Annotated in this window: 28 protein-coding genes; 14 read left to right on the forward strand and 14 right to left on the reverse strand. The window is 33.8% G+C overall.

Annotation, left to right across the window (positions count from 1 at the left end; translation table 11 throughout):
• Window positions 1–180 precede the first annotated feature (180 nt).
• The 3 genes from ES677_RS05770 to ES677_RS05780 are packed head-to-tail and all read right to left on the reverse strand — an operon-like array spanning window position 181 to window position 2,024.
• Complete coding sequence (locus ES677_RS05770; RefSeq protein ID WP_148370224.1) at window positions 181–609, reverse strand: DUF4268 domain-containing protein; 429 nt, start codon at window positions 607–609, stop codon at window positions 181–183.
• Window positions 610–613: 4 nt separating this feature from the next.
• Complete coding sequence (locus ES677_RS05775; protein ID WP_148370225.1) at window positions 614–1,288, reverse strand: ZIP family metal transporter; 675 nt, start codon at window positions 1,286–1,288, stop codon at window positions 614–616.
• A gap of 4 nt (window positions 1,289–1,292) precedes the next feature.
• Window positions 1,293–2,024 carry a class I SAM-dependent methyltransferase gene (locus ES677_RS05780; protein ID WP_148380712.1) on the reverse strand — a complete coding sequence of 244 codons (732 nt, stop codon included), beginning with the start codon at window positions 2,022–2,024 and terminating at the stop codon, window positions 1,293–1,295.
• 177 nt (window positions 2,025–2,201) lie between these two features.
• Here ES677_RS05780 and ES677_RS05785 point away from each other — a divergent pair, with 177 nt between their 5' ends.
• From ES677_RS05785 to ES677_RS05800, 4 genes are all read left to right on the forward strand, one after another.
• Entirely contained in the window at window positions 2,202–3,359 is a 1,158-nt protein-coding gene (locus ES677_RS05785) for a THUMP domain-containing class I SAM-dependent RNA methyltransferase (protein ID WP_148370227.1), read from the forward strand.
• A gap of 231 nt (window positions 3,360–3,590) precedes the next feature.
• Window positions 3,591–4,418 (forward strand): sulfatase-like hydrolase/transferase, encoded by an 828-nt coding sequence (locus tag ES677_RS05790; RefSeq protein WP_148380713.1) that lies wholly within the window; start codon window positions 3,591–3,593, stop codon window positions 4,416–4,418.
• A gap of 85 nt (window positions 4,419–4,503) precedes the next feature.
• Window positions 4,504–5,016, forward strand: a complete 513-nt coding sequence (locus ES677_RS05795; protein ID WP_148380714.1) for a sulfatase-like hydrolase/transferase — start codon at window positions 4,504–4,506, stop codon at window positions 5,014–5,016.
• Window positions 5,017–5,119: 103 nt separating this feature from the next.
• Window positions 5,120–5,863, forward strand: coding sequence for a PI-PLC domain-containing protein (locus ES677_RS05800; RefSeq protein ID WP_148380715.1), 744 nt, complete (start codon window positions 5,120–5,122; stop codon window positions 5,861–5,863).
• Between the two features lie 148 nt (window positions 5,864–6,011).
• On the opposite strand, the gene ES677_RS05805 is transcribed toward ES677_RS05800, so the two are convergent.
• Genes ES677_RS05805 through rlmD form a run of 3 tightly spaced genes read right to left on the reverse strand, consistent with a single transcriptional unit; the run spans window position 6,012 to window position 8,702 of the window.
• On the reverse strand, window positions 6,012–6,743 hold the full coding sequence (locus ES677_RS05805; protein WP_148380716.1) for a DUF6048 family protein: 732 nt from the start codon (window positions 6,741–6,743) through the stop codon (window positions 6,012–6,014).
• Window positions 6,709–7,248 carry a DUF6452 family protein gene (locus ES677_RS05810; RefSeq protein ID WP_148380717.1) on the reverse strand — a complete coding sequence of 180 codons (540 nt, stop codon included), beginning with the start codon at window positions 7,246–7,248 and terminating at the stop codon, window positions 6,709–6,711. The genes ES677_RS05805 and ES677_RS05810 overlap by 35 nt, the downstream gene beginning before the upstream one ends.
• A 41-nt stretch (window positions 7,249–7,289) precedes the next feature.
• On the reverse strand, window positions 7,290–8,702 hold the full coding sequence (gene rlmD, locus ES677_RS05815; protein ID WP_148380718.1) for a 23S rRNA (uracil(1939)-C(5))-methyltransferase RlmD: 1,413 nt from the start codon (window positions 8,700–8,702) through the stop codon (window positions 7,290–7,292).
• A 318-nt stretch (window positions 8,703–9,020) separates the two neighbouring features.
• Between rlmD and rocD the strand changes: the two genes are divergently transcribed.
• Window positions 9,021–10,301 (forward strand): ornithine--oxo-acid transaminase, encoded by a 1,281-nt coding sequence (gene rocD, locus ES677_RS05820; protein ID WP_148380719.1) that lies wholly within the window; start codon window positions 9,021–9,023, stop codon window positions 10,299–10,301.
• An 81-nt stretch (window positions 10,302–10,382) separates the two neighbouring features.
• Here rocD and ES677_RS05825 read toward each other — a convergent pair whose 3' ends face one another.
• The 3 genes from ES677_RS05825 to ES677_RS05835 form a co-directional block, all read right to left on the reverse strand.
• Complete coding sequence (locus tag ES677_RS05825; RefSeq protein ID WP_148370235.1) at window positions 10,383–10,712, reverse strand: CCC motif membrane protein; 330 nt, start codon at window positions 10,710–10,712, stop codon at window positions 10,383–10,385.
• A 12-nt stretch (window positions 10,713–10,724) separates the two neighbouring features.
• Window positions 10,725–11,009 (reverse strand): DUF2752 domain-containing protein, encoded by a 285-nt coding sequence (locus tag ES677_RS05830; protein ID WP_148370236.1) that lies wholly within the window; start codon window positions 11,007–11,009, stop codon window positions 10,725–10,727.
• 93 nt (window positions 11,010–11,102) lie between these two features.
• Window positions 11,103–12,935 (reverse strand): T9SS type A sorting domain-containing protein, encoded by a 1,833-nt coding sequence (locus ES677_RS05835; RefSeq protein WP_148380720.1) that lies wholly within the window; start codon window positions 12,933–12,935, stop codon window positions 11,103–11,105.
• A gap of 155 nt (window positions 12,936–13,090) precedes the next feature.
• Here ES677_RS05835 and ES677_RS05840 point away from each other — a divergent pair, with 155 nt between their 5' ends.
• On the forward strand, window positions 13,091–13,300 hold the full coding sequence (locus ES677_RS05840; protein WP_148370238.1) for a hypothetical protein: 210 nt from the start codon (window positions 13,091–13,093) through the stop codon (window positions 13,298–13,300).
• Complete coding sequence (locus ES677_RS05845; protein ID WP_148370239.1) at window positions 13,290–13,853, forward strand: DNA mismatch repair protein MutS; 564 nt, start codon at window positions 13,290–13,292, stop codon at window positions 13,851–13,853. The genes ES677_RS05840 and ES677_RS05845 overlap by 11 nt, the downstream gene beginning before the upstream one ends.
• A 2-nt stretch (window positions 13,854–13,855) precedes the next feature.
• On the opposite strand, the gene ES677_RS05850 is transcribed toward ES677_RS05845, so the two are convergent.
• On the reverse strand, window positions 13,856–14,782 hold the full coding sequence (locus ES677_RS05850; protein WP_148380721.1) for a hypothetical protein: 927 nt from the start codon (window positions 14,780–14,782) through the stop codon (window positions 13,856–13,858).
• A 164-nt stretch (window positions 14,783–14,946) separates the two neighbouring features.
• Between ES677_RS05850 and ES677_RS05855 the strand changes: the two genes are divergently transcribed.
• A complete protein-coding gene (locus tag ES677_RS05855; RefSeq protein WP_148380722.1) occupies window positions 14,947–16,086 on the forward strand; it encodes a cysteine desulfurase family protein in 1,140 nt (379 codons plus the stop codon).
• Window positions 16,087–16,088: 2 nt separating this feature from the next.
• Here the strand turns inward: ES677_RS05855 and ES677_RS05860 are convergent, their stop codons facing one another.
• The 3 genes from ES677_RS05860 to rlmH form a co-directional block, all read right to left on the reverse strand.
• Window positions 16,089–16,259 carry a Lacal_2735 family protein gene (locus ES677_RS05860; RefSeq protein WP_148370242.1) on the reverse strand — a complete coding sequence of 57 codons (171 nt, stop codon included), beginning with the start codon at window positions 16,257–16,259 and terminating at the stop codon, window positions 16,089–16,091.
• A 63-nt stretch (window positions 16,260–16,322) separates the two neighbouring features.
• Window positions 16,323–16,901, reverse strand: coding sequence for a non-canonical purine NTP diphosphatase (locus ES677_RS05865; protein ID WP_148370243.1), 579 nt, complete (start codon window positions 16,899–16,901; stop codon window positions 16,323–16,325).
• Window positions 16,902–17,024: 123 nt separating this feature from the next.
• Complete coding sequence (rlmH, locus tag ES677_RS05870; RefSeq protein ID WP_148370244.1) at window positions 17,025–17,498, reverse strand: 23S rRNA (pseudouridine(1915)-N(3))-methyltransferase RlmH; 474 nt, start codon at window positions 17,496–17,498, stop codon at window positions 17,025–17,027.
• Between the two features lie 270 nt (window positions 17,499–17,768).
• On the opposite strand from rlmH, the gene nadC reads away from it, so the two are divergent.
• Genes nadC through priA form a run of 4 tightly spaced genes read left to right on the forward strand, consistent with a single transcriptional unit; the run spans window position 17,769 to window position 22,531 of the window.
• Window positions 17,769–18,629: a carboxylating nicotinate-nucleotide diphosphorylase gene (nadC, locus tag ES677_RS05875; RefSeq protein WP_148370245.1), complete on the forward strand. Its 861-nt coding sequence runs from the start codon at window positions 17,769–17,771 to the stop codon at window positions 18,627–18,629.
• Between the two features lie 23 nt (window positions 18,630–18,652).
• Window positions 18,653–19,609, forward strand: coding sequence for a YihY/virulence factor BrkB family protein (locus tag ES677_RS05880; RefSeq protein ID WP_148370246.1), 957 nt, complete (start codon window positions 18,653–18,655; stop codon window positions 19,607–19,609).
• The gene (locus tag ES677_RS05885; protein WP_148370247.1) at window positions 19,602–20,021 is read left to right on the forward strand and encodes a DUF2147 domain-containing protein; all 420 of its coding nucleotides are present in this window, start codon (window positions 19,602–19,604) and stop codon (window positions 20,019–20,021) included. Before ES677_RS05880 ends, ES677_RS05885 begins: the two co-directional genes overlap by 8 nt.
• A gap of 59 nt (window positions 20,022–20,080) precedes the next feature.
• Window positions 20,081–22,531: a replication restart helicase PriA gene (gene priA / locus ES677_RS05890; protein WP_394349290.1), complete on the forward strand. Its 2,451-nt coding sequence runs from the start codon at window positions 20,081–20,083 to the stop codon at window positions 22,529–22,531.
• 210 nt (window positions 22,532–22,741) lie between these two features.
• Here the strand turns inward: priA and ES677_RS05895 are convergent, their stop codons facing one another.
• On the reverse strand, window positions 22,742–23,437 hold the full coding sequence (locus tag ES677_RS05895; RefSeq protein WP_148370249.1) for a LytR/AlgR family response regulator transcription factor: 696 nt from the start codon (window positions 23,435–23,437) through the stop codon (window positions 22,742–22,744).
• 194 nt (window positions 23,438–23,631) lie between these two features.
• On the opposite strand from ES677_RS05895, the gene rpsF reads away from it, so the two are divergent.
• A complete protein-coding gene (gene rpsF, locus ES677_RS05900) occupies window positions 23,632–23,970 on the forward strand; it encodes a 30S ribosomal protein S6 (RefSeq protein ID WP_148370250.1) in 339 nt (112 codons plus the stop codon).
• Window positions 23,971–23,972: 2 nt separating this feature from the next.
• Window positions 23,973–24,269, forward strand: coding sequence for a 30S ribosomal protein S18 (gene rpsR, locus ES677_RS05905; protein WP_148370251.1), 297 nt, complete (start codon window positions 23,973–23,975; stop codon window positions 24,267–24,269).
• Window positions 24,270–24,280: the final 11 nt, after the last annotated feature.

Consider the following 24,280-nt stretch of genomic DNA (forward strand, 5'->3'; position numbering starts at 1 on the left):
TGGGTGTTACATGTAGAAGCGCATCGAATATACTTAAAACCTTACTTCTAGTAACACATCCTCACTCTGAGGAATATAAAATCCGCATCTCGGATTTTTTCAAGGTGCAAATGTAGTGTTTTATTTTAAAGTATACTTTTTTTTATTGTTTTTTATTAAAAAGACCTGATAATTAACAAGTTACATTTTTAAATAGTCCTCATATTCGGCAAAGAAGGCTTCAAAAGCACCCATGTTTTCGTTAAAGAAAAGCATTACGTGTTGCCAAGAGTTCTTATTATGTATCGATACCTTTTGGTCTAGTGTCACAGAAATTCTAGAAATCTCTTTCCCGTTGTCTAAATAATAGTCTTCGTCGTAAATCGCTTCCGGTAGATATTCTGAAGTTAAAATGGCTTTTACTGCCGTTAGTTTCTCCCAATAGGTAATACGGTTTTCTAAATCGTCTTCCAAGTCTAAAAAGACGGCAGCGGTTTTATTATCAAAATGAAATTTAAAGCTAAAGCCTTTAATTTTTGTATCGTATAACACCCATTTTCGCGGAAAAGACTTGCCGTAGCTAATCCAAAATTCTTCACGCATTTTTCTAGACTCCTCTTTACTAAACATACTTTTATATTAAATAAGCTAAAACAATAGCAACAATAATGGTTAATAATTTGGTGACATTAAACTTGTGGTTTTCATTACTTTCAAATAAAATGGTAGTTGAAATATGTAAAAAGATACCAATAACCACCGCCGATATTTCTGTAAAATAATGTTGAATGAAATTAAAATTAGCGGCTAGAAACACGCCTAAAGGCGTCATTAAAGCAAACAGAATAAGAAACGCTACAGCCTTAGGGGTTTTCATTTTAGACGCTCTAAAGAACGTTGCTAAAATAATGGCAACAGGCAATTTATGGATAATAATACCGTAAATTAAATTATGGTGCCCGTTTACAGGAATACCTTCTAAAACACTGTGAATGCTTAAACTTATAAAAAGTAGCCAAGGGAAATTTACCGCTTCTTTATCTAAATGAATATGGCCGTGCTCGGCACCTTTAGAGAAAAATTCTAAAATAATTTGCAACAATATCCCAGACATTATATAAACACCCACCGAATGGGAGTCTTCGTGGTATACCTCTGGTAAAAAATGAAATACGGTAATCGATAATAAAAAAGCACCACTAAAAGCGAGTAAAAGCTTTAAGTTTTTACTCTGTTTAGGCTTTAAAATAAGTACAATTAAAAAGCCTAAAACAACAGATAATATGGGTAAAACGATATTAATAAGCATTCGTTTATTTGAAAATTAAAATTAAACGTTCCGACGTTTTTTTATGAAATTTATTAAGCTGGTAATCACCAAATACGTCTAGTAAATATACGCCAGCTTGTTCAAAAAGAGCTTCAAAATCAGCTAAAGTAAACGCACGAACGCGCTCTTGAAACTTATAATCCTCACCTTCAGCGGTAAACGAAATATCTTTAATAATAAATCCGTTTTCAACGCGGCGTTGCTGTAAAAAGTCAATACCATTAACCGTTTTAATATCTTCAGGCACCAAATTATCAATGACGAATTCAGTATTCATAAAATCGATTACTCCAAAACCGCTAGCATTTAAATCCGCTTGAATCGCCTTAATAGTGTTTAAATTATCGATTTCTTGATCAAAATAACCAAAACTAGTAAATAAATTAAAAACGCCATCAAACCGCTTGTTATAAGGTTTACACATATCGTGCACCTTAAAATGTAAGGTGTCATTCTCGAATTGTTTGGCGTAATCAATACTGTTTTCAGACAAATCTACGCCCGTAACATTATAGCCAATACTGTTTAAATACACTGCATGTCGACCTTTTCCGCAGGCTAAATCTAAAATCTCTCCATGTTCCGGAATATTTAAATAATTGGTAAGATTGTACATAAAAGCCTCAGCTTCTTTATAATCTCTGCCCTTATATAAAGTATGGTAAAACGGCGAATCGAACCAAGACGCGTACCAATTTTGTGTGTTTTTAGTCATATAATTGTTTTGGGGTTTGCGTGTCGCTTAGGCGAAAACGCACCAGGCTTTCGCAAGTCGCTTCCCGATAGTTATCGGGAGAGCTCCAACAATTGCTCAATCCTTAACCCTATTTTTAATAAAACATTAAGTTTGGCACAAAAATAGAGTATTTTTGCAATCTATTACACGAATTCAATGGAAGAAAATTTTAAAATGGTTGCCAAAACCTTATTTGGTTTTGAAGATATATTAGCAAACGAATTAATTCAACTTGGTGCGCAAGAAGTTAAAACGGGCGTGCGAAACGTAAGTTTTGTTGGTGACAAAGGGTTTATGTACAAAGCCAATTTAGCGCTGCGTACGGCTACAAAAATCTTAAAACCTATAAATAGTTTTAAAATTAAAACCGAACAAGACTTATACAACCAAATTTATAAAATGGATTGGAGTAAGTATTTAAAACCATCAGGCACTTTAGCTGTAGATGCGACGGTAAATTCTACCGTTTTCACCCATTCTTTATATATCTCTCAAAAAACAAAAGATGCGATTGTCGATAAATTTAGAGATGAAACCGGAGAGCGCCCAAATGTAGATTTAAAATTTCCCGATTTAAAAATCAATATTCATATTGATCGCGAAGTTTGTAATGTATCGCTAGATTCGTCTGGAGAATCCTTACACAAACGTGGTTATAAAACGGCAACTAACATTGCCCCCATAAACGAAGTGCTAGCCGCTGGACTAATTATCTTGTCCGGCTGGGATGGCCAATCCGATTTTATGGACCCTATGTGTGGTAGTGGAACGATGTTGGCAGAAGCCGCTATGATTGCGTGTAACATTCCTCCAAATTTAATGCGTAAAGAATTTGCTTTCGAACGCTGGCAAGACTGGAATGTTGAGTTATTTGAAAAAATTGAAGCCTCTCTACTTAATAAAACAAGAGATTTTCATCATAAAATATTTGGTTTCGATAAGTCGCCAAGTGCTGTAACTAAAGCCAAAGAGAATATTAAGAATGCACATTTAGAAGAATTTATTTCTATAAAACACGAAGATTTCTTTAAAACGCAAAAAGGGGGTGAAGAAAAATTACATATGGTGTTTAATCCTCCATACGGTGAGCGTTTAGATATTGATATGGAAAGTTTTTATAAAAACATAGGAGATACCCTAAAACAAAATTACGCCAATACAGATGCTTGGTTTATTACTTCTAATTTAGAGGCTTTAAAACACGTAGGGTTAAGACCTTCTCGTAAAATTCACTTAATGAATGCGCGTTTAGATTCGCGTTTAGTAAAATACGAAATTTACGCAGGAAGTAAAAAAGGAAAGTATATGAAATAGATTTATGCTTTCTATGTATAACGCCCTAAAATTAAATTGTAAACCCTTGTGTCGTCAAGCTCTTTTGCTGGCGTACCCGTTGGTTATGTTTATGGTTTTAGGTGCTTTTTAATACCTTTTATAGAAGATTACCTTAAAGAGGTTGGGGCGTTATTTTTATTCACAGCAATAAGCATTGGTTTTTCTACCTTAATAAAAAGATAAATATTAAAAAAATGGGCATTAGCTTTAATGCTTTTACTTTTGACTTTTTTCTCTGGTATAAAACTGATTTTCTATGCCGCTTTTGAGGTTAAAATTACTGCGTCGTCTTTGTTTGTGTTATTTGAAACTAATAAAAATGAAGCTTTAGAATTTTTATCGAGTTATATAAACGGTACTCTTATTTCTATTTCTATTTTTATTTTGCTTTTTGTACCTGTTTTAGTTTTTTGTATTATTCTCTTTTTAAAAAACAAAACGGTTGCGTTGTTTAAAATAGAGTACCAGTCAATCCTATTTAAAGGACTTGTTGTGTTCTCAATATTGGCAAGTGTCTATTTCTTAAAGCGTTCGTTTAAAGAGCATAGTTTGATTTTTACCATTTCGAAATCCTTAGAAGAATACAACCAGGCTAAAATAAATGTGCTCACAGATTTGGCACAACCGCTAAATTCGAATATTACGATACTTCAACAGGATTTGGTACCTAAAATAGGTGTTGTCATTATTGGAGAAGCTACATCGCGTTGGCATATGCAATTGTATGGGTATAATCGAAAAATAAACCCCTTACTTTCAGAAATTAAAGAGGAGTTATTCGTTTTTGAAGATGCGATATCTCCGCACGTAATGACCATTCGTTCATTCGAAAAAGACTTGACGTTACATAGTTTTGAAACACCACAACACAACGCCAATTTTTCGGTGGTACAATTAGCAAATTCTGCAGGTTTTAATACACATTGGATTTCTAACCAAGAACCCGTAGGGTTTACCGAAAGCATACCAACTATTATCGGAAGCGCCGCAAAACAAACTAGTTTTTTGGCCACTAATAGCTATAATTATTCCATCTAAGACGAAGATGTTCTACCAGAATTAGCGAAAGCTCTGAAAAGGAATGGAGAGAGACAGTTGGTTTTTCTGCATTTAATAGGAACCCATCGGCTTATATAAAAAGCGATACCCAGAAGCGTTTAACTACTTCTCTGGGGTTAATGAGCGCACTAAGTTTAAAACAGAATACTCTAAGTTAAAAGTAAATGAATACGATAATGCGGTGCGTTACAACGATTTTGTAGTGCGTAGAATTATTGAAATGGTAAAAGGTGAAAATAGATCGAGCTTTGTTGTTTATTTTTCAGATCACGGGGACGAAGTCTTCGATACTATAGATTTTGTGGGGCATCACGGTAGCAAAGTAACGCGGCCAATGCACGATGTGCCGTTTATTGCGTGGTTTTCGGAAAGGTATAAAAAAGAGAATCCGGCATTGATTGCAGCAGCTTTCAAAAATGTAAAACAACCCTACGCATTAGAAGATTTCACCCATAGCTTTTCAGATTTGATAAAAGTAAAGTTTAAAGGAGTAGATAGTACAAAAAGTATATTTAACAAGGAATTTAAGGTTAAAACTCGCCAGTTACGACACGGGCGATTTTACGATGATTTGTAAACATAATCGAATACTATAATTACCTTAATTTTTAATAATAAAGAGCGGCGAATTATAAAGGATAAAAATTAATTTAAAGAGCCTAGTAAAAATTTACAGAATTATGAGAAAATACGGGAAATTAGTTGTTTTTACTATTTTTATTCTGTTCGTTTCTGCCTATTTATATAGGTTTACTCCAAGAAGAATCGAGTTCTTAGGCCACTATGACAGAGTATTTGCGCATAGAGTTAACAGTTTAGAAAAGCAAAAAGAAGCTCTAAGATATTTCAATGGGATAGAATTTGATTTAGGCTATACCAGCGAAACAGATGTTTTAGATATCAGTCATTCGCCAATAGAGTCCATTGGGTTAACTTTTGAAACTTACTTTAATCAAATAGAGACCAACGAATTTCCTTTTCTATGGTTAGATATAAAAAAATTAGATAGTACCAATTCTGAAGCTATTTTTTTTAAGTTGAACACTCTATTTGAGGCTAGAAATTATCCTAAAAATAAAATATTAATAGAAACACGGTCACCTAACGGCTTACCAAAATTCTCATTTGCTGGTTATAACACGAGCTATTATCTAAAACCAAAATTACATAAGCGATCTCCAGAAGAATTGGAAAGGGAAATTAAAGATATTCAATCTGTATTAATTGAACAGCCAAAAATTGGAATCTCGGCAAGTTATGAGGACTATAAGATAATGAGAACTAATTTTCCTGAAAAAACGAAGTATCTTTGGGTATTGACAAGTGCGTACAAACCACAATTTAGAAAGTTACATACCATTTTAAACGACACCACAGTTGCCGTAGTTCTTTCAAATTTCAAAGCTTTTAAAGGCAATCTTTAAAAAAAATACACACCTAACACTTAGACTTTTTAAGTCTTTGGAATTAGCGAAATAAATATTTTTTTTTATTTTGAACTGTTTATTAAGGGGTAGATTATGGGGATAGGGAAAAAAAAGTAATGCTGAAAATTTATAACCTTAGTAAACGTTACTTATTCTTCTTAAAAATAGGAATTAAATAGGAAACCGTATATCCGTAACCGACGCCAATATTACTACCATCATACGTTTTTCCGAAGCCGGGAATATAATTATTTCCAAAATTGGCTGGTTCATCTTCAGAAATAGAAAATTTTAATTGGGCTTGAATACCTAAAAAAAGATTGGACAGTACTTCCGCTTTAAACCCCATTATTAATTCAGCCCAAATAGAAGATAATCCACTAAATTTCTCGGTGTCAGTAGAGGTGAATTGAGGGGTCCAAAACTGGTCTGTGCTGTACACCGTATAGCTATTTCGTTGTTGAGAAAATGTACTTGCACCAATCCTAAAGCCACTGTAGATCATATTTTCCATTCCCACCCAATTGTTATACAAATTATAATCAAAACCAACTTTAAAATAACTTCCGTTGGCCGTAGAGCTTAAAAAATCATTACGCGTCGTTTTTTCTTCAGTACCCAATTCTCCAGCAACATACCAGTTTTTTGTAAGTCGGTAGTCACCATTAATTTCGAAACCTTTATACTCATCATCTAAAAATGAACGGACTAACTTACTAACATCGGCACCTAATCTTAAACCATATTTTTGTTTAATAACAAGCGTGTCAGTCGGTTTTTTCGTAGCGTCATTTGGCTCTTGTGCATTTGCAGTAACACAAAACAGCAATAAAAATAAAGTACTAGTGAAAGATGTTAAAGTGCGGGTTATCTTCATTTTCTATGGTTTGATTGTCGTTAACAGGTTGTATGACTTGTACCCAGTTGTCGCCATCATCTTCAACCGTTATGGTAATGTTTTTAAAAATAGATTTATAGCCACAAGCACGAGAAACATACACGTTTTCAGTGGCATATTCAATGGTAATAATATCTGGATTCCCAGTGATAAAATCATCCGATGTATCGTCTGGGGTATCATTATCGGAAATGGCATAGTCCTTATAAAATCTAAATTTAGTAACGGTATCGTTTGTTTTAAGAGGAAGAATAACTTGGTCTATTGTTTTTATATTATAATCGTCTAATACACGCATATCATCTACCGTTTCTGCCCTAAACTTAGTTACATTTTTAGGATTTTCTAAAGTTATCGTTGATAAGTCTAAAAAATCGATAATTAAACGCGGAGTGGTTGGGGTTTCTCCAGAACAAATATCGTCGCGTTCACAACTTAATGTAATCGTGAGAGCAAGTAGAAGTAAGGCTATTATTTTTTTCAAAAGGGTCGTATTTATCTTCTGTTATTTAATTGTACTGTGTTTTAACGTTTTTCTAAAAGCACTATGTTTTCTACGTGATGCGTTTGCGGGAACATATCTACAGCTTGCACTTTTGTTACTTTATATTGGGCATCCATCAACTCCAAATCTCTAGCTTGAGTAGCGCTATTACAACTTACATATACCACTTTTTTAGGCGCAATATTAAGTATTTGCTGTACAACATCTTTATGCATTCCGTCTCTTGGCGGATCGGTAATAATAACATCTGGTTGTCCGTGTGAGTTTATAAAATTGGCATTAAATACATTTTTCATATCACCCACATAAAACTCAACGTTAGTTATACCGTTAAATTGTGCATTCTCTTTTGCGGCAGTAATAGCATCTGGTACCGCTTCTACACCAATTACTTTTTTTGCGTGTTTAGCAATAAACTGTGCAATCGTTCCAGTTCCTGTATATAAATCGTACACTAATTCGTCGCCTTGTAAATCGGCAAATTCGCGGGTTAGCTTATACAATTCGTAAGCCTGGTCGGAGTTCGTTTGGTAAAATGATTTGGCATTAATTTTAAATTTAAGACCTTCCATTTCTTCAAATATATGATCTTGTCCTTTATAGCAAATCACTTCTTGATCGTAAATAGTGTCGTTTGCTTTCCCATTAATAACGTACTGTAAAGAGGTGATTTCTGGAAAAGTTTCTCCGATATAATCTAATATTAATTCGCGCTTTTCTTTATCTTCTTTAAAAAGTTGAAACAATACCATAATATCACCGGTAGACGCCGTACGAATCATCATAGTTCGCAATAATCCTGTTTGATTTCTGGGGTTAAAAAATTCTAACTCATTATCTAAAGCAAACTGTTTAACACTGTTTCTAATAGCGTTGGAAGGATCGGCTTGTAAATGGCATTTTCTAATATCTAAAATTTTATCCCACATCCCTGGAATATGAAACCCTAAAGCATTTCTATCGCCTAAATCTTCATCCGATTGTATTTCTTCAAGTGTAAGCCATCTTGAATCGCTAAAAGAAAACTCCATTTTATTTCTGTAAAAGTACTGTTTCGCAGATCCTAAAATAGGAGTAATTTCGGGTAATTCTATATGTCCAATACGAATTAAGTTATTGGTAACTTCATTTTGTTTGTAATTTAATTGGTGCTCATAGCCCATATCCTGCCATTTACAACCCCCACAAGTACCAAAATGCTCACATTCTGGGGGGGTACGTTTGTCGCTTAATTTATGAAAAACAGTCGCCTTACCTTCAAAAAAAGATTTTCTCTTTTTAAATGTTTGTACATCTGCAATATCGCCTGGTACAGCATTAGAGATAAAAATAACTTTTCCATCTGGCGCTTTTGCTACCGTTTTACCTTTTGCAGCAGCATCTAAAACCTCTACGTTTGTAAAAATCTGTTTTTTAGTTTTTTTTCTTGACATAGGCACAAAAATACTTTCTTTTTATATTATTTAATCACTACAATTCAAAAAATACAAGATAATTTATGTTTTTGTTTAAAGTAGAGTTGTTTTTACTAAGTCTAGATTATATCTAAATCACTAATAAACAGTGAATTATACTGTTTATTAGTGAGGTGTGAAGCGTTAAATTTATGATAAGTGTGTTAAGTTTTATTTGATTTGGCGTCCAGATTTAGTAATTTGCAATTTATATGGATGATTTCTCTCCAAAACAAATTCTTATTATGGATTTATGAAGTAGGAATGGCTATTTTTTAAATTTAAATTTCCATTATAATGGCTGTTTTAGAACAATTAACGTCGCAAAAAGCGATGGACTTAGAAAACAAATACGGAGCCCACAACTATCACCCTTTACCAGTTGTATTAAGTAAAGGAGAAGGTGTATTCGTTTGGGATGTTGAAGGTAAAAAGTACTACGATTTTTTGTCTGCTTACTCGGCAGTAAACCAAGGTCACTGTCATCCAAAAATTGTAGATGCAATGACCAAGCAAGCGCAAACATTAAGTTTAACGTCTAGAGCGTTTTATAATGATATGCTTGGTAAATTTGAAAAGTACGCCTCAGAAACGTTTAACTTCGATAAATTATTACCAATGAATACAGGGGCTGAAGCGGTAGAAACTGCTTTAAAAATCTGTAGAAAATGGGCCTACGAAGTAAAAGGTCTTGGAGAAAATGAAGCTGAAATAATCGTGTGTGAAAATAACTTTCACGGACGAACAACAACAATTATATCGTTTTCTAACGATTCTGTAGCTCGTAAAAATTTCGGACCGTACACTAAAGGGTTCATTAAAATTGAATACGATAACCTTGTTGCTTTAGAAGAAGTATTAGAAAGTAACCCTAATGTTGCCGGATTTTTAGTAGAACCTATTCAAGGTGAAGCTGGTGTTTATGTGCCTTCTGAAGGTTATTTAGCAAAAGCGAAAGCACTATGCGAGAAACATAATGTGTTATTTATTGCAGACGAAGTACAAACAGGAATTGGAAGAACGGGACGCTTATTAGCAACTTGTGGAAACTGTAGCTGTGAAGATAAGCACTGTTCTGGAACGCCAGAAGTGAAACCTGATATTTTAATTTTAGGAAAAGCGTTATCTGGAGGGGCCTACCCTGTATCTGCAGTACTTGCTAATAATAACGTAATGGATGTTATTAGACCAGGAAATCACGGGAGTACTTTTGGCGGAAACCCTATTGCTGCAGCGGTTGGAATTGCGGCCTTAGAAGTTATTAAAGATGAAAAACTAGCCGATAGAGCCGATACTTTGGGTGAGTTATTTAGAGCTGAAATGCAAAAATTCATTGAAACGTCTAACATTGTTAACGGTGTAAGAGGGAAAGGCTTATTAAATGCTATTTTAATTAACGATTCTGAAGATAGTGATACTGCTTGGAATATCTGTATGGCTCTGCGCGACAACGGATTATTAGCAAAACCTACACACGGTAATATTATTCGTTTTGCACCACCTTTAGTAATGACAGAAGAGCAATTATTAGATTGTGTTTCTATTATTACCAAAACATTAAAGACCTTCGAGAAATAATTTTCGAATTATTATATAAGTAAAAGCGACCAATTATAAAATTGGTCGCTTTTTTTATCTACAATCAGCTTTAGTTTTATATTACGATTGTTGTGCCCTTTGAGCTTCTTCCATAGCCTGTTTAAACTCTTCCATTGCTTCATCAAAACCTCCAGTACTAAACATATAGATTGTATAAACAAGAAATAGTACGTTGATTGCAACAGCTACGAGTGCAATAATTTTTGCGGTATTCATTGTGTTTATGTTTCCTTCATATTCCTCAGGATGTAACTGTGCGTCTTTAATTTTTTTATTAGCAATATAATAGGCTGGAGCTGCTAGTAAGACACCTAAACCGCCAAAACAGCAGCATAGAATACTAAAAATAGAAAGGACGTAGACTAAAGTTGGTTTTAATTCTTTTTTCATTATTTGAATATGTTAGTTGGTTTTTTTAATGATAAAACTAATAATAATAATTAAAACTGACGCTATAGCCAAAGCATTAATTATTTTATTAGCATATTTAAATTTGTATATAAAGGTACTCGCAATTAATAATCCTAAAGGTATTAAAGTAAAAATTGCCGGATACATTTTAAAAGCATCTATAAACTGACCGTGAAAAAGTAGTGATATTCCACGTTGTAAACCGCAACCTAAACACTCAAAACCAAATAGTTTTTTATTAAGGCAGGGCAACATATAGTCTTCGGGAAGTGTCATAAAAAGCATTTCATTAAAAGTAATTAAATAATAAGAATAAAAAAAAGCCGATACTTAAAAAGAAGTGTCGGCTTTAGAGGTCTTAAAAAATAATTACTTGTTTGTAATCACTATTTTCTTGTTCAAGGTTTCATTGGTCTTTAAGGTGGTTATAGCAATATAAACACCATCGCTTAAGTTGTTTGTGTCAAATTCGTATCGCGATTGGTTTTTCATTGTATTCGTATGTATTAATTGCTTTCCAGAAATATCAATTAATTTAAACGATTTAATATCTAAGTTTTCCGGGTTGTTTATCACTAATTGAGCAGTGTTATTGTTCTGCAATACCGAGTAACTTGAGTCTTCAAACGACGATACCGATAATGTACCGTCACTTTCTTTAAAGGTTATTTCATAATTAGATAAGTATAATCCTGCAGAAAGATTGATATTAAAATTCTGCTCTCTTAAATTATAATAAATTTCGTTATTAATATCGTGAATATAAATATCCTGATCGTCAGCAAAATTCTGAATATCAAAAATTCTAATTCTTACACTTTTCGCTTCAGAGAGTTCAAAATATAAAGGAATCTTCAAATCTTCATCGAAACTAAAGGCCTGTCCTAAAATTTTAGAAGCGTCATTGTCATTTTTAAAATACACTTCTGCCGTTTCATCTGAGGCATTTTTAAGTTCTAAACCGTAATCGAAACCCGGGGTTGCTTCCGCTGTAAAAGTTTGAGAGATTTGTCTAGTGTACGTATCATCAAAATCAACATTTAAGCGGAAACGCTTAACGTGTGCGGGTAATATTTGAACACCATTGGCATCGTATACTATATAACTTTGTGCTTCGGGACCGTTATCGACAGTAGTATTTAATTGGGTAATTGTATGGTTTGTTTTAAAGAACTCACTAGCGTCGCCAGACTCTCTGTAATACACTCTATGCTCATTTTTAAACGTAGTTACCGAAGGCGCAGGGATTCCAGATTTACCTTCTACCATAAAGCCTTGTCCTATGGGTATAAATTCTTTAACTTCTTTAGAAGATGTGTTTGCAGGGCCATCATCATTTACAGAGCCATCAGCATTATAGGTTTTAAAAACTGCGGGAGTAAAATTCATAACTGTACCATTACTGTTAATAGTATATTGCGCATAACCACCAACATAGCTTGTGGTATTATGAGACATCACCGTTTGGTCTTGTTCCCAAAAATACAGAGTACCATTTAAAACAGCGACATTATCTGGGTCATGAATAAATTTGAGAGCATCTAAAGCCGAAGGGTAGGGGTTGCCTACTAAAGTATTCTGTTCTGCTAGAATGTCGGTTGCTATCGTCCCAGAATTTGGTTTCCCTCTAAAATCATAAGATACTCCGGTGCTTCCATCAGATCCTTTCATTGTAAAACCGTAACCTGCGTCAATTTCTCCAGTGCTTAAAAGGTGGTCCCACTCAGAGTAAGCGACCCCAGGATTAAAAGCATATAGCCAGTAAGAAGCGATTCGTAAAGGAGAAGAGTACCCATCATAACCATTTATAAAAATGGCGTCATTAGGGTTAATAATATCACCAGATTCAAAAATAACATCGTCTGCTCTAAACGTTCTATTTAAATCATCTACAGCGTCCACATTTCCTACTGGAGAAGCCCAATAGTTAAACGCATAATTATGCACTGTACCTTCTTGTTCGACGCTTAAACGACCTCTTCCTGAGTTGTTTATATTTTCTGTACCTTGAATTAATTGTGCTTCATCTCGCAAATAAATAGCAGGAGACGTTTCATCAGAATTGACTCCTAAAGTTATTTTATCTTGAACAAAAACAACTCTATCGCTAACATAAATATAGGCATCTTCTCTAACGGATAGTTGCGCGTAACTTATACTCGTAAAAAACAGTAAAACACATAATGTCGTTAAAAACTTCATAGGTAGTCGGTATTAATTATTTAGGGCGTAATGTGCTAATATACAGAAAAACACAAACTTTAACTTCTTATTTTTTATTATAAGTCCGCTTTTATTAAAGTAACTTACAAATATTGAAAATAGAAAACAATATATTAGCGCTAATAAATTAATATATGAAAAAGAATACAATTAGTTATTTATTAATCTTGGTAGGTAGTGCAATAGCTATTTATGCAGATGCTGAAGAGCAACAAAACTTAATTCTTTTAGTGGTAGGAATTATTATTCTTATAGTTGGTATTTATAGAATTTCGAGTACGATTGAGAGTAAAACAGATAAGGAGGATACTGTTAATTATAAGGAAGATAAGAATGAAATTTAAAAAAGGAGATAAAATTTTTGTCTTAGACGAAGATCTTTCAGGAATAATTATAAAAATTAAAGGCAATGCGATCACTATTGAAGATGTTGATGGTTTTGAACTTGAATTTGAAGCGTCAGAGATCGTAAAACAAGGTAATTCTGAATTAAAAGAAGATGTTTTTTCTAATCAAAGTATCGAGCGAGTGCTTTCAGAAAAATCTACAGCAAAAAGAAAGCAAGTACCTAAAGTAAAAGCTAAAGAGCGTTACCAACCCACAATGGAAGTGGATTTACATATTCATCAATTGGTAAAATCGGAACGCGGAATGAGCAGTTACGATAAAAAGAACTTACAGCTCGATACGGCGCGCCATAAACTAGATTTTGCCATCAAGAAAAAAATTCAAAAAGTGGTCTTTATTCATGGTGTGGGAGAAGGCACTCTAAAATTAGAGTTAGAATACCTTTTTGGTCGCTATAATAATGTGAAATTTTATGCTGCCGACTACAAAAAATACGGACTAGGAGCTACCGAAGTCTATATTTTTCAGAACATAGATCCTAACGATTAAACCTAAAAGTCAGGAGTTAATGTTCTTGTTTTACTGGTTGATGCATCGTTGAGCGTACCAAAATCAAGAAATTGTTGCGTAACAACTTCAAACGTTAAGTTTTCTAAATTTAATGTAACAACAAATTGTTGCTTTATACTATGTAATCTATACGCTGTGGCAGAGACAGACGTTGAGACTAAAGGGTTTAAATAATCAGGGCCCACCGTGTTGTTAGAAATATCGTTGGTTGGGTTTTGGTCTTGTGTTGCGTTTTCTTCGTCGCGAGTTAATACACCATCACCATCATCGTCACCATCTAAATAATCTGGAGTGCCATCGCCATCGGTATCTAAAGCTAAGCTTAAACCATCAGCTATAGAAAAATTAGGACCCTCATTTGCAGTTAAAACATTGTCACCATCGTCGTCTACATCTAAATAATTAGGGATGCCATCACCATCGGTATCATCATCTTCTAAATTCCCATTGCCATTAATATCTTCAAATTTTGCAGGAATACCATCGTTATCATCTTCAATTAAAACAATAGTAAAAGTAGCTTTTCCACCAGAGGTTAAGTCTTGGGTGACTTGAATATTTGCCGGAGGAATATCATTACAAAATAAATTTTCAGGTATAGTGGCGTAAGAGCGGTAGTTTAAGGCGTTGTTTTCAGAGATGGAGACCACCACTTGCGTGTCTACCAATTCTACTAAATAAGGGTTGTCGGTTCTTGGAACGGTAACATAAAAATCGGTTAAAGCAAGATCTGGATTTTTTACTAATAAAGAAAGCGACTCGTCTGGATCGGTTTTAATTTTATAAAAAACAAGATCACCACACGCTTCAAATGTGTTACCAAAGGTTAATTCGGTTGTTATAATCTCGCCATCATCGCAAGAATAAAATAAAAAGCTTAGTGCTAAAGCAGAAAGTAGGGTGCGCATATAAAGTGTGTTAAAGAACAAAAATAATAGATTTGTCAAATTATAACGCTTCTTATTGCATTTAATTTTATTTGACTTATTTTTGAGTGTTGAAAATGATGCATTCTTAGTCGTTTTTTTAAGACATTGTAAGAGATATTTCACACTTTGAAAACTCACAAAAAATGAAACAAGTATATTTTGATAGTGCCGCCACGACAGTGATGCGAGAAGAGGTTATTGCAAAAATGGCTAGTGTTATGCGAGAGAATTATGGCAATCCGTCGTCGACGCATAGTTTTGGGCGTTCGGCAAAATCTATAATTGAAAACACTAGAAAAACGATTGCGAAACAGTTTAATGTGTCTGCTTCGGAAATAATATTTACTTCTGGAGGTACTGAAGCCGATAATTTAGTCTTAAGAAGTGCGGTTAGAGATTTGGGGGTAAAAACAATTATTACTTCTAAAATTGAGCATCACGCCGTTTTACATACCTTAGACCAATTAAAACGTGAATATCCTATTATTGTAGAGTATGTTAATTTAGACGTTAAAGGAAATATAGATTTAAACCATCTTGAGCAATTATTGAAAGTACCCAATAAAACACTCGTAAGTTTAATGCATATTAATAACGAAATAGGCACTATTTTAGACCTTAAAGCTGTTGCTGAATTATGTAAAACCTACGAAGCACTTTTCCATAGCGATACCGTGCAATCGGTAGGACATTACCGCTTAGATTTACAAGAAATTCCTATTGACTTTTTAGCTGTAAGTGCGCATAAATTTCACGGACCAAAAGGGGTTGGTTTTGCCTTTGTAAGAAAAAAATCGAATTTAAAAGCCTTAATTTTTGGGGGAGAACAAGAGCGCGGCGTTCGGGCCGGTACAGAATCTATTCATAATATTTTAGGATTGGAAGAAGCCTTAAAATTGGCGTATGCAAACCTTGATGAAGAACGCCCACATATTGAAGGCTTAAAACGCTATTTTATAGCGCAGCTAAAGGCAAATTTCCCAGGTATTCTGTTTAATGGAGACTCTGCTGACTTGCAGAAAAGCACCTATACCGTGTTGAGTGTTTGTTTGCCAGTATCTCCAGAAAAAGGACAGATTTTACTGTTTAAGTTGGATCTAAAAGGGATTGCGTGTTCTAAAGGGAGTGCGTGCCAAAGCGGAAGTAGTTTGGGATCTCACGTTCTAAATGAGATTTTAAGTGACACCGACTTACAAAAACCATCCATTCGTTTTTCATTCAGTAAATTCAATACTAAAGAAGAAATAGATTACGTAATTGGAGTTTTAAAAGAAGAAATATAGCATTAGCACTTACTTAACACATCAATCTGAGTTAAAAGCATCTGTGCTTCTTGAAGCAACTTTTGTTTTTCAATTTTATCTTTATCCGATAGTGATTTAGAGTCTTCAATACGTTGCGTGTATTTACGTTTTAGTGAATTGAGTTTGCTCTTATTTTTAAGTAATTGAAACATTGGTGTTGTTTTTTACAAAGATATTTTCAAATATTTAAAAGAGGTGCAAGTATTTGTTAAAGATTATTTTAAAGTACTCAAATAGTTAATGAGCTCGTTAACAGCTTTACCACGATGGCCGATTTTATTTTTGACTTCGAGATCTATTTCAGCAAATGTAGAGCTGTAGCCCTTAGGCATAAAAATAGGATCGTAACCAAAACCTTTATCTCCGCGCTTCGTTTCTGTAATTGAGCCTTCGCAAACGCCAGTAAAAGTTTTGACTTCACCGTTTAATTGAAGTGCAATAACGGTTTTAAATTGAGCGTTTCTATTCTCTTTATCTTTTAAATTAAGAAGAAGTTTGTCCATATTATCATCGGCATTGCGCTGTGAGCCTGCGTAACGTGCAGAATAAACACCGGGTTCTCCGTTTAATATAGACACCTCTAAACCTGTATCGTCGGCAAAACAATCGTAATCATAATGCGCTTTAATGTATTGTGCTTTTTGTAAAGCATTGCCATTAATTGTAGATTGGGTTTCTGGCACCTCTTCCAAACACCCAATATCTTCTAAACTAAGGAGTTTTATAGACTCTGGAATTAAGGCTTGAACTTCCTTTATTTTGTTTTTATTATTGGTAGCGAATACTATTTTCATAAGTCATTAATTAGTGTTTCAAAAATAAAATAATACTGATTTTTTAAGCGAACTCAGTTCTGTTTGTGAGGTGATGAATAGTTACAGAAACTAGAGAATAATGCTTTCTGGTTTTGCTGAAATTTAACGGTGATGATACGGTTCGTTTCGTAAAATTGTAAACCCTCTATATAATTGTTCAATTATAAATAAACGTACCATTTGGTGGGAAAAGGTCATTTTCGATAACGCGATTTTTCCTTTGGCCAGGCTGTAAACGTCTTCTGAAAATCCGTAAGGGCCACCAATTACAAAAACAACTTGCTTGATACCAGAATTCATATGTTTTTGTAAATAATTAGAAAAACCTACCGAATCCATTTGCTTTCCATTTTCATCCAATACTATAAGAGCGTCGGTACTGCTAATTTTTGCTAAAATAAGTTCGCCCTCTTTTTGTTTCTGTTGGGCTTCACTTAAATTTTTAACGTTTTTTATATCTGGTATAATCTCTAAATTAAACTTGATATAAAAGCCTAAACGCTTGCAATAATCGTCGATTAAAGATTGTAATTGCTTGCTGTCGGTTTTACCGATAGCGATAAGTTTTATGGTCATTTAAAAACAATTTTTAAGGTAAATATATTATAGTCATTCCGAATCGTCTTTAGTCTAAATAAGGGTGTTAATTTCTATTTAACCTTTATCTAAAGACTTCATTATATGTGAGTATTATGAGCACAAGTAGTGTAAATTAGACCGTAAATGCGGAAAACCGGAAATGTAAAATCAACTTTTACTATAATTTTGATTGATTTGTCGCTAAACTACAATTAAAATTCAAAAAACGAGAATCAATTTATTACTTTAGCGTTAAAGATTAAATCAATGATTAGTAAAGCACAATTTGATAAAGAAATAGAGTTGATTATAGCCAATGCTATTCGTGAAGATGTTGGCGACGGCGACCACAGTTCGTTGGCTTGTATTCCAGATTCTGCAACTGGTAAAGCAAAACTATTGGTAAAAGATGACGGCATTATTGCTGGAATTAGTTTTGCAAAACAAGTGTTTAAGAGCATTGATCCAGATTTAAAAATAGACACCTTGCTCCAAGATGGCGCGCCTGTTAAATACGGAGATATTGTGTTTTATGTTGAAGGTAAATCGCAGTCTATTTTAAAGGCAGAGCGGTTAGTGCTTAATGCGATGCAGCGCATGAGTGCCATTGCAACTAAAACGAAACAGTTTGTAGATTTACTAGAAGGTACAGGTACAAAAATTTTAGACACACGTAAAACGACTCCTGGAATTAGAGCTTTAGAAAAGTGGGCGGTAACGATTGGAGGTGGAGAAAACCACCGTTTTGCGTTGTATGATATGATTATGCTAAAGGATAACCATATCGATTTTGCTGGCGGAATTACTAAAGCCATCGAAAAAACAAAGCACTACCTTAAAGAGACTAATCGCGATTTAAAAATTATTGTTGAGGCTAGAAATCTTGCTGAAATTGAAGAAATTTTACTAACCGAAGGTGTCTACAGAATTTTAATAGACAACTTTAATTACGACGATACCCGAAGAGCAGTACAACTAATTGGAGATACGTGTTTAACAGAAAGTTCTGGAGGAATTAACGAAGATACGATTCGCGATTACGCATTATGTGGTGTCGATTATATTTCTTCTGGTGCACTAACGCATTCGGTTTACAATATGGATTTAAGTTTAAAAGCAGTCGATTAATTAAACCTTAAGCGCTACGATTAATGTCGCAAGAAATAGAAGAAAAACTGAGTAAAATACCTATAGTTAGTAACTTAGTAAAGTTATTAGATAGATTTAAATTGCCTGGTTTAGAAGGCCTGTCGCTTTACGATTTACTCGAGCTTTACGTTATCGGTATCGCTAAAGGAGCTTTAACGGCACGCGCAAGTGCTATAGCCTACAGCTTTTTTATGGCGCTATTTCCGTTTTTACTATTTATTATTATTGTAATTCCATATGTTCCTATAGCTGGTTTTGAAAATGACTTTTTGGCTTTTCTAGAATCGGTTTTACCACCAACAACAACAGAGTTTTTTCACGATAACATTTTTGAAAATTTAAAAGGAAACAATACAAAAAGCGGATTAATCTCTACCGTGTTTTTAGTTGCTATTATTTTAATGACAAATGGCGTTAGTGCCCTTTTTGAAGCTTTCGAAAATTCATACCACGAGCAATTAATACGGTCTTTTGTTAAACAATATTTGTATGCATTAGGTGTTGCGTTAATACTCGCGTTTTTATCGATAGTTACCGTAGCCGTTTTGGGGTATTTTCAAATTTATATTGTCGACAATTTAATGGAAGTGTTTGATAGTTATGGGTACGAAACGCGCCGGGAAACAGGGTTTTGGGCAAAATTTGCGCAATACGGTTTTTTTGTTTTAATGACGTATATTGCTACTGCGACCTTATATTATTTTGGGACTAAAGAAGGAAAAAATTCTAAGTTCTTTTCTGCAGGTGCTTTATTTACAACGCTTTTAACTATGTTAACTTCGTATTTGTTTGGTGTTTATATCGAGCAATTTTCAAACTACAATAAACTGTACGGTTCCATCGGCGCGTTACTAATTTTGTTATTTTATTTGTGGTTAAATGCAAATATTCTTTTATTAGGATTTGAACTTAATATGTCTTTAATTAGATTGAGAAAAACACACCAAAAAAATGAATAAATTTATCCTTATTATCGCTTTACTCACTTCCCTTTCAAGTTTCTCTCAAGATATCTTCGGAAAATGGAAGACTATTGATGACGAAACTGGAGAAGCCAAAAGTATTGTAGAAATTTATAAAAAGAATGATTACGTCTTTGGTAAGGTTGTCGAAATTTTAAATAAAGACAAAAGAGACGCTATTTGCGATACATGCGAAGGTGACGAAAAAGGCCAGCCAATTTTAGGCTTGGAGATTATAAAAAATATGGAAAAGAGTGGTCAATATTATAAAGAAGGAACCATTTTCGATCCAACAAAAGGCAAAAAATATACCTGCCGCTTAGGTTTAACCGATAATAAAGACGTGCTTCAAGTTCGTGGTTATATTGCCTTTTTATATTCAACTCAATATTGGGAGCGTGTAAAATAAACCGCTAATTTATCGGCATTTATTACTCTTATAATCCTTTATAAAATAATGTATTGAATTTGCACTTCGTAGATATTATATTACCAATTCCCATCGAAAATCTATTTACGTATAGCATAACGCAAGCGGAATCTACATTTTTAAAAATCGGGATGCGTGTGTCTGTTCCCTTTGGGAAATCTAAAATTTATACCGGAATTGTTGGACATATTCATACCACAGCTCCGGTGTTATACGACGCTAAAGAAATTCATCAAATTCTAGACGAAGCGCCTATTGTTAACGATAAGCAAATCGAATTATGGCAATGGATTTCTAGCTATTATATGTGTACCATTGGCGAGGCTATGCGCGCTGCATTGCCAAATGCTTTTATTCTAGAAAGTGAAACCATTGTAAGTTTAAACACGGCAACGACTATTAATGATGTCGATTTAAAGGATGATGAGTTTCTGGTTTATGAAGCATTATGCCAGCAATCAGCATTAAAAATTAAGGAAGTTTCTAGCATTTTAAATAAGAAAAATGTGCTTCCCATTATTAAGCGTTTAATTGAAAAAGAAGCAATTACCGTTGAAGAAGAAGTTTATGAGAAATACAAGCCAAAATACGTTAGATACGTTAAACTAAATGGTAACTATTCCTCGGAAGCTGAGTTAACCAAATTGCTAAATGTGTTAAGTCGCGCACCAAAACAACGCGAAGTAGTACTCTCTTTATTTACATTAACTGCCAAAACCAAAAAACCGATTAAAGTTACCGATTTGGTGGAGGCTAGCGGAAGTTCTTCCGCTATTATTAAAACGTTAATCGATAAAGACATCCTTGAGGAATACCATATTCAAACCGATCGTGTGGAATATGATGGTGATGAGAATGAAGCTTCAAAATCCTTAAACGAACATCAAGAACAGGCTTTAAATGAGATTATAGAATCTTTTAAAACACAAAAAACAGTATTGCTTCACGGGGTAACGTCTTCAGGGAAAACGGAAGTGTACGTTAAACTCATAGAAACAGTATTAAGTGAGAATAAGCAAGTACTATATTTGTTACCAGAAATAGCGTTAACAACACAATTAGTAACGCGACTTCAAGGTTATTTTGGTGAGCAAGTGGCCGTGTTTCATAGTAAATACTCTCCCCACGAACGTGTAGAAGTGTGGAATAACGTGTTACACGATTCGCCAAAAGCTAGAATTGTTTTGGGTGCCCGTTCGTCTATTTTCCTTCCTTTTAATGATTTAGGTTTAATTATTATCGATGAAGAACACGAGCAGTCGTTTAAGCAATTTGATCCCGCTCCGCGATACCACGCGCGCGATACGGCCATCGTTTTAGCACATATTCATCAGGCAAAAACACTTTTAGGAAGTGCTACGCCAAGTTTGGAAAGTTATTATAATGCGAAGGAAAATAAGTATGGTCTTGTAGAAATTAACAGACGCTACAATAATGTGCAAATGCCAGAAATTGAACTGGTAGATATTAAAGAAAAGCATAAAAAGAAACGAATGAAAGGTCATTTTAGCGATAGAATGATTGAAGAAATACAAATTACTTTAGAAGAAGGCCATCAAGTTATTTTATTTCAAAACAGACGGGGATTTTCGCCAATTGTAGAATGTAATACCTGTGGTCATTCGCCACAATGTACCAATTGCGATGTAAGTTTAACCTACCATCAATACCGCAATCAATTGCGATGTCACTATTGCGGGTATACAATGGCGATGCAAGTAAAATGTTTGGCTTGTGGTGTAAAAGATTTAAATTCGAAAGGTTTCGGTACTGAACAAATTGAAGCAGAACTTAAAGTCCTTTTTCCAAAACGAAATATTGGAAGAATGGATCTCGATACTACGCGTGGTAAATATGGTTACGAAAAAATAATTACAGCCTTAGAGCAACAGGAAATAGATATTTTGGTGGGGACGCAAATGTTAACCAAAGGTCTAGATTTTAGGAATGTGAAATTAGTAGGCATTATGAATGCCGATAATATGATTAATTTCCCGGATTTTAGAGCACACGAACGCAGTTTTCAGTTAATGTTGCAAGTGTCGGGTAGGGCAGGGCGTACTAAAAAACGTGGAAAAGTACTAATACAGACGTATGACCCTTACCATAAAATTGTTCAGCAAGTATCGACTAATGATTATAAGGGAATGTTTAAAGAGCAACTTCAAGAACGTTATAATTTTAAATATCCGCCATTTTATAGGTTGATTAAAATTACGATACGCCATCGGGATTACGATCGTGTAAATATGGCAGGCGATTGGTTTGCTAAATCGTTACGACAAGTCTTTAAAGCCAATGTTTTAGGACCAGAGTTTCCGCCGGTGTCGCGAGTTCGTAACCAGTATAATAAAAACATATTAATTAAAATACCGCAAAAGCAATCGCTAAATAAAACTAAAGAAGCCATACATAAAATCAATACGAGTTTTAATGCGGTTAAAAATTTTAGACCCGTTCGTGTAATTATAAATGTCGATAATTACTAAAATAAGAATAGCTTTTAAATCTATTCTTTATATAGAATTCTCTTTTTTATTTAGAGCTGTGAGCATTTATAGGTCTAAACGTAATTTTTAAAAAGAATCTTAATAGGGTTCTCTTTTTGTAAAATGAAACACTAATAGTTGAGATATAAAAAAAAATCCTACCCAAGAAGAGCAGGATTAATCTATATTTTATTACTGTAATGCTTCAGCTTAAATATTGTTTAAAGCATCTACAAGCAGTGTTTTTTTGTTTCTGCTTAAAGGAATTTCGAAAGACCCCACTTCAACATTTTTACTATTAAAACGATCTACTTTATCTAGATTTACGATGTAAGATTTGTGTATTCTTAAAAACCTACCTTCAGGTAATTCTTGTTCAAAAGCTTTCATTGTAGATAATACAACAAGAGAAGTATCGTCGGTAACTAGTTTTACGTAATCACCAAGAGCTTCAATCCATTTAATATCCTTAACATAGACTTTACGTTTTTTTAGGTTACTTTTTACAAAAATATGCTCACCTTCGGCCTCTGTATAATCAAGCTTTAGTTTGTGCTGTTCAATAGCCTTATCTACCGCTTGGTTAAAACGGTCTCTGGTAATTGGTTTTTGTAAAAAATCGGTAGCGTCGTAATTAAAGGCTTTAAACGCATATTCAGTTTTTCCAGTAACAAAAATAATTTGCGGTTTGTTATTTAAAACATCTAATAATTCGAAACCGTTTAACACAGGCATTTCGATATCTAAAAATATAAGATCAACTTTATGATGATTTAGTCCGTTTTTAGTTTCTAACGCACTACTATATTCAGAAATCAGATTTAGCGCCTTGTGGTTTTCTATTAGCTTAACAATCGACAATCTTTGGATTGCTGAATCATCAACTACTACACAATTTAAAGTCATAGCGAAATAATATTTAGGTTTAGTTATCGACAATAGTACAAAAAATTCGGTTAAAAACCAAGAAACATCGTTTAAGTGTTTTTTTAACACAATGTTAACGCTTTTAAACGAGTCGTTTTTTATTCGAAATAATGTTGTGATATATAATAATAATAAGTATTTTTGCACCCAATTTAACAATAAAATAGATTTTTATGAATCATTATGAAACTGTTTTCATCTTAAATCCCGTTTTATCTGAAGTGCAGATAAAGGAAACAGTACAGAAATACGAAGATTTTCTCGTTTCTAAAGGAGCTAAGATGGTATCAAAAGAAGATTGGGGCTTGAAAAAGTTAGCTTACCCAATTCAAAACAAAAAAAGCGGATTTTATCACTTATTTGAGTACGAAGTAGATGGTGAAGCAATTAAGCCTTTAGAAATTGAGTTTAGACGTGATGAGCGTTTTATGCGTTACTTAACAGTTACTTTAGACAAGCACGCTATTTCGTGGGCTGAGAGAAGAAGAGCTAAATTAAAACAAAAAGCATAATTATGGCATCTATAGAACAACAAGCAAAAGGAAAAAAAGAAGGAGAAATTAGATATCTAACTCCTTTAAATATAGAAACTAACAAGGTTAAGAAATACTGTCGTTTCAAGAAATCTGGTATTAAATACGTGGATTTTAAAGATGCGGATTGGTTATTAGGTTTTATAAACGAGCAAGGTAAAATTTTACCTAGACGTTTAACAGGAACTTCTTTAAAATACCAAAGAAAGGTATCTGTAGCAGTAAAAAGAGCGCGTCATTTAGCGTTATTACCTTACGTAACAGATTTATTAAAATAAAATACCCGTAA

Origin of the sequence: Bizionia gelidisalsuginis, from assembly GCF_008086185.1 — a bacterium.
Lineage (GTDB): Bacteria > Bacteroidota > Bacteroidia > Flavobacteriales > Flavobacteriaceae > Bizionia > Bizionia saleffrena.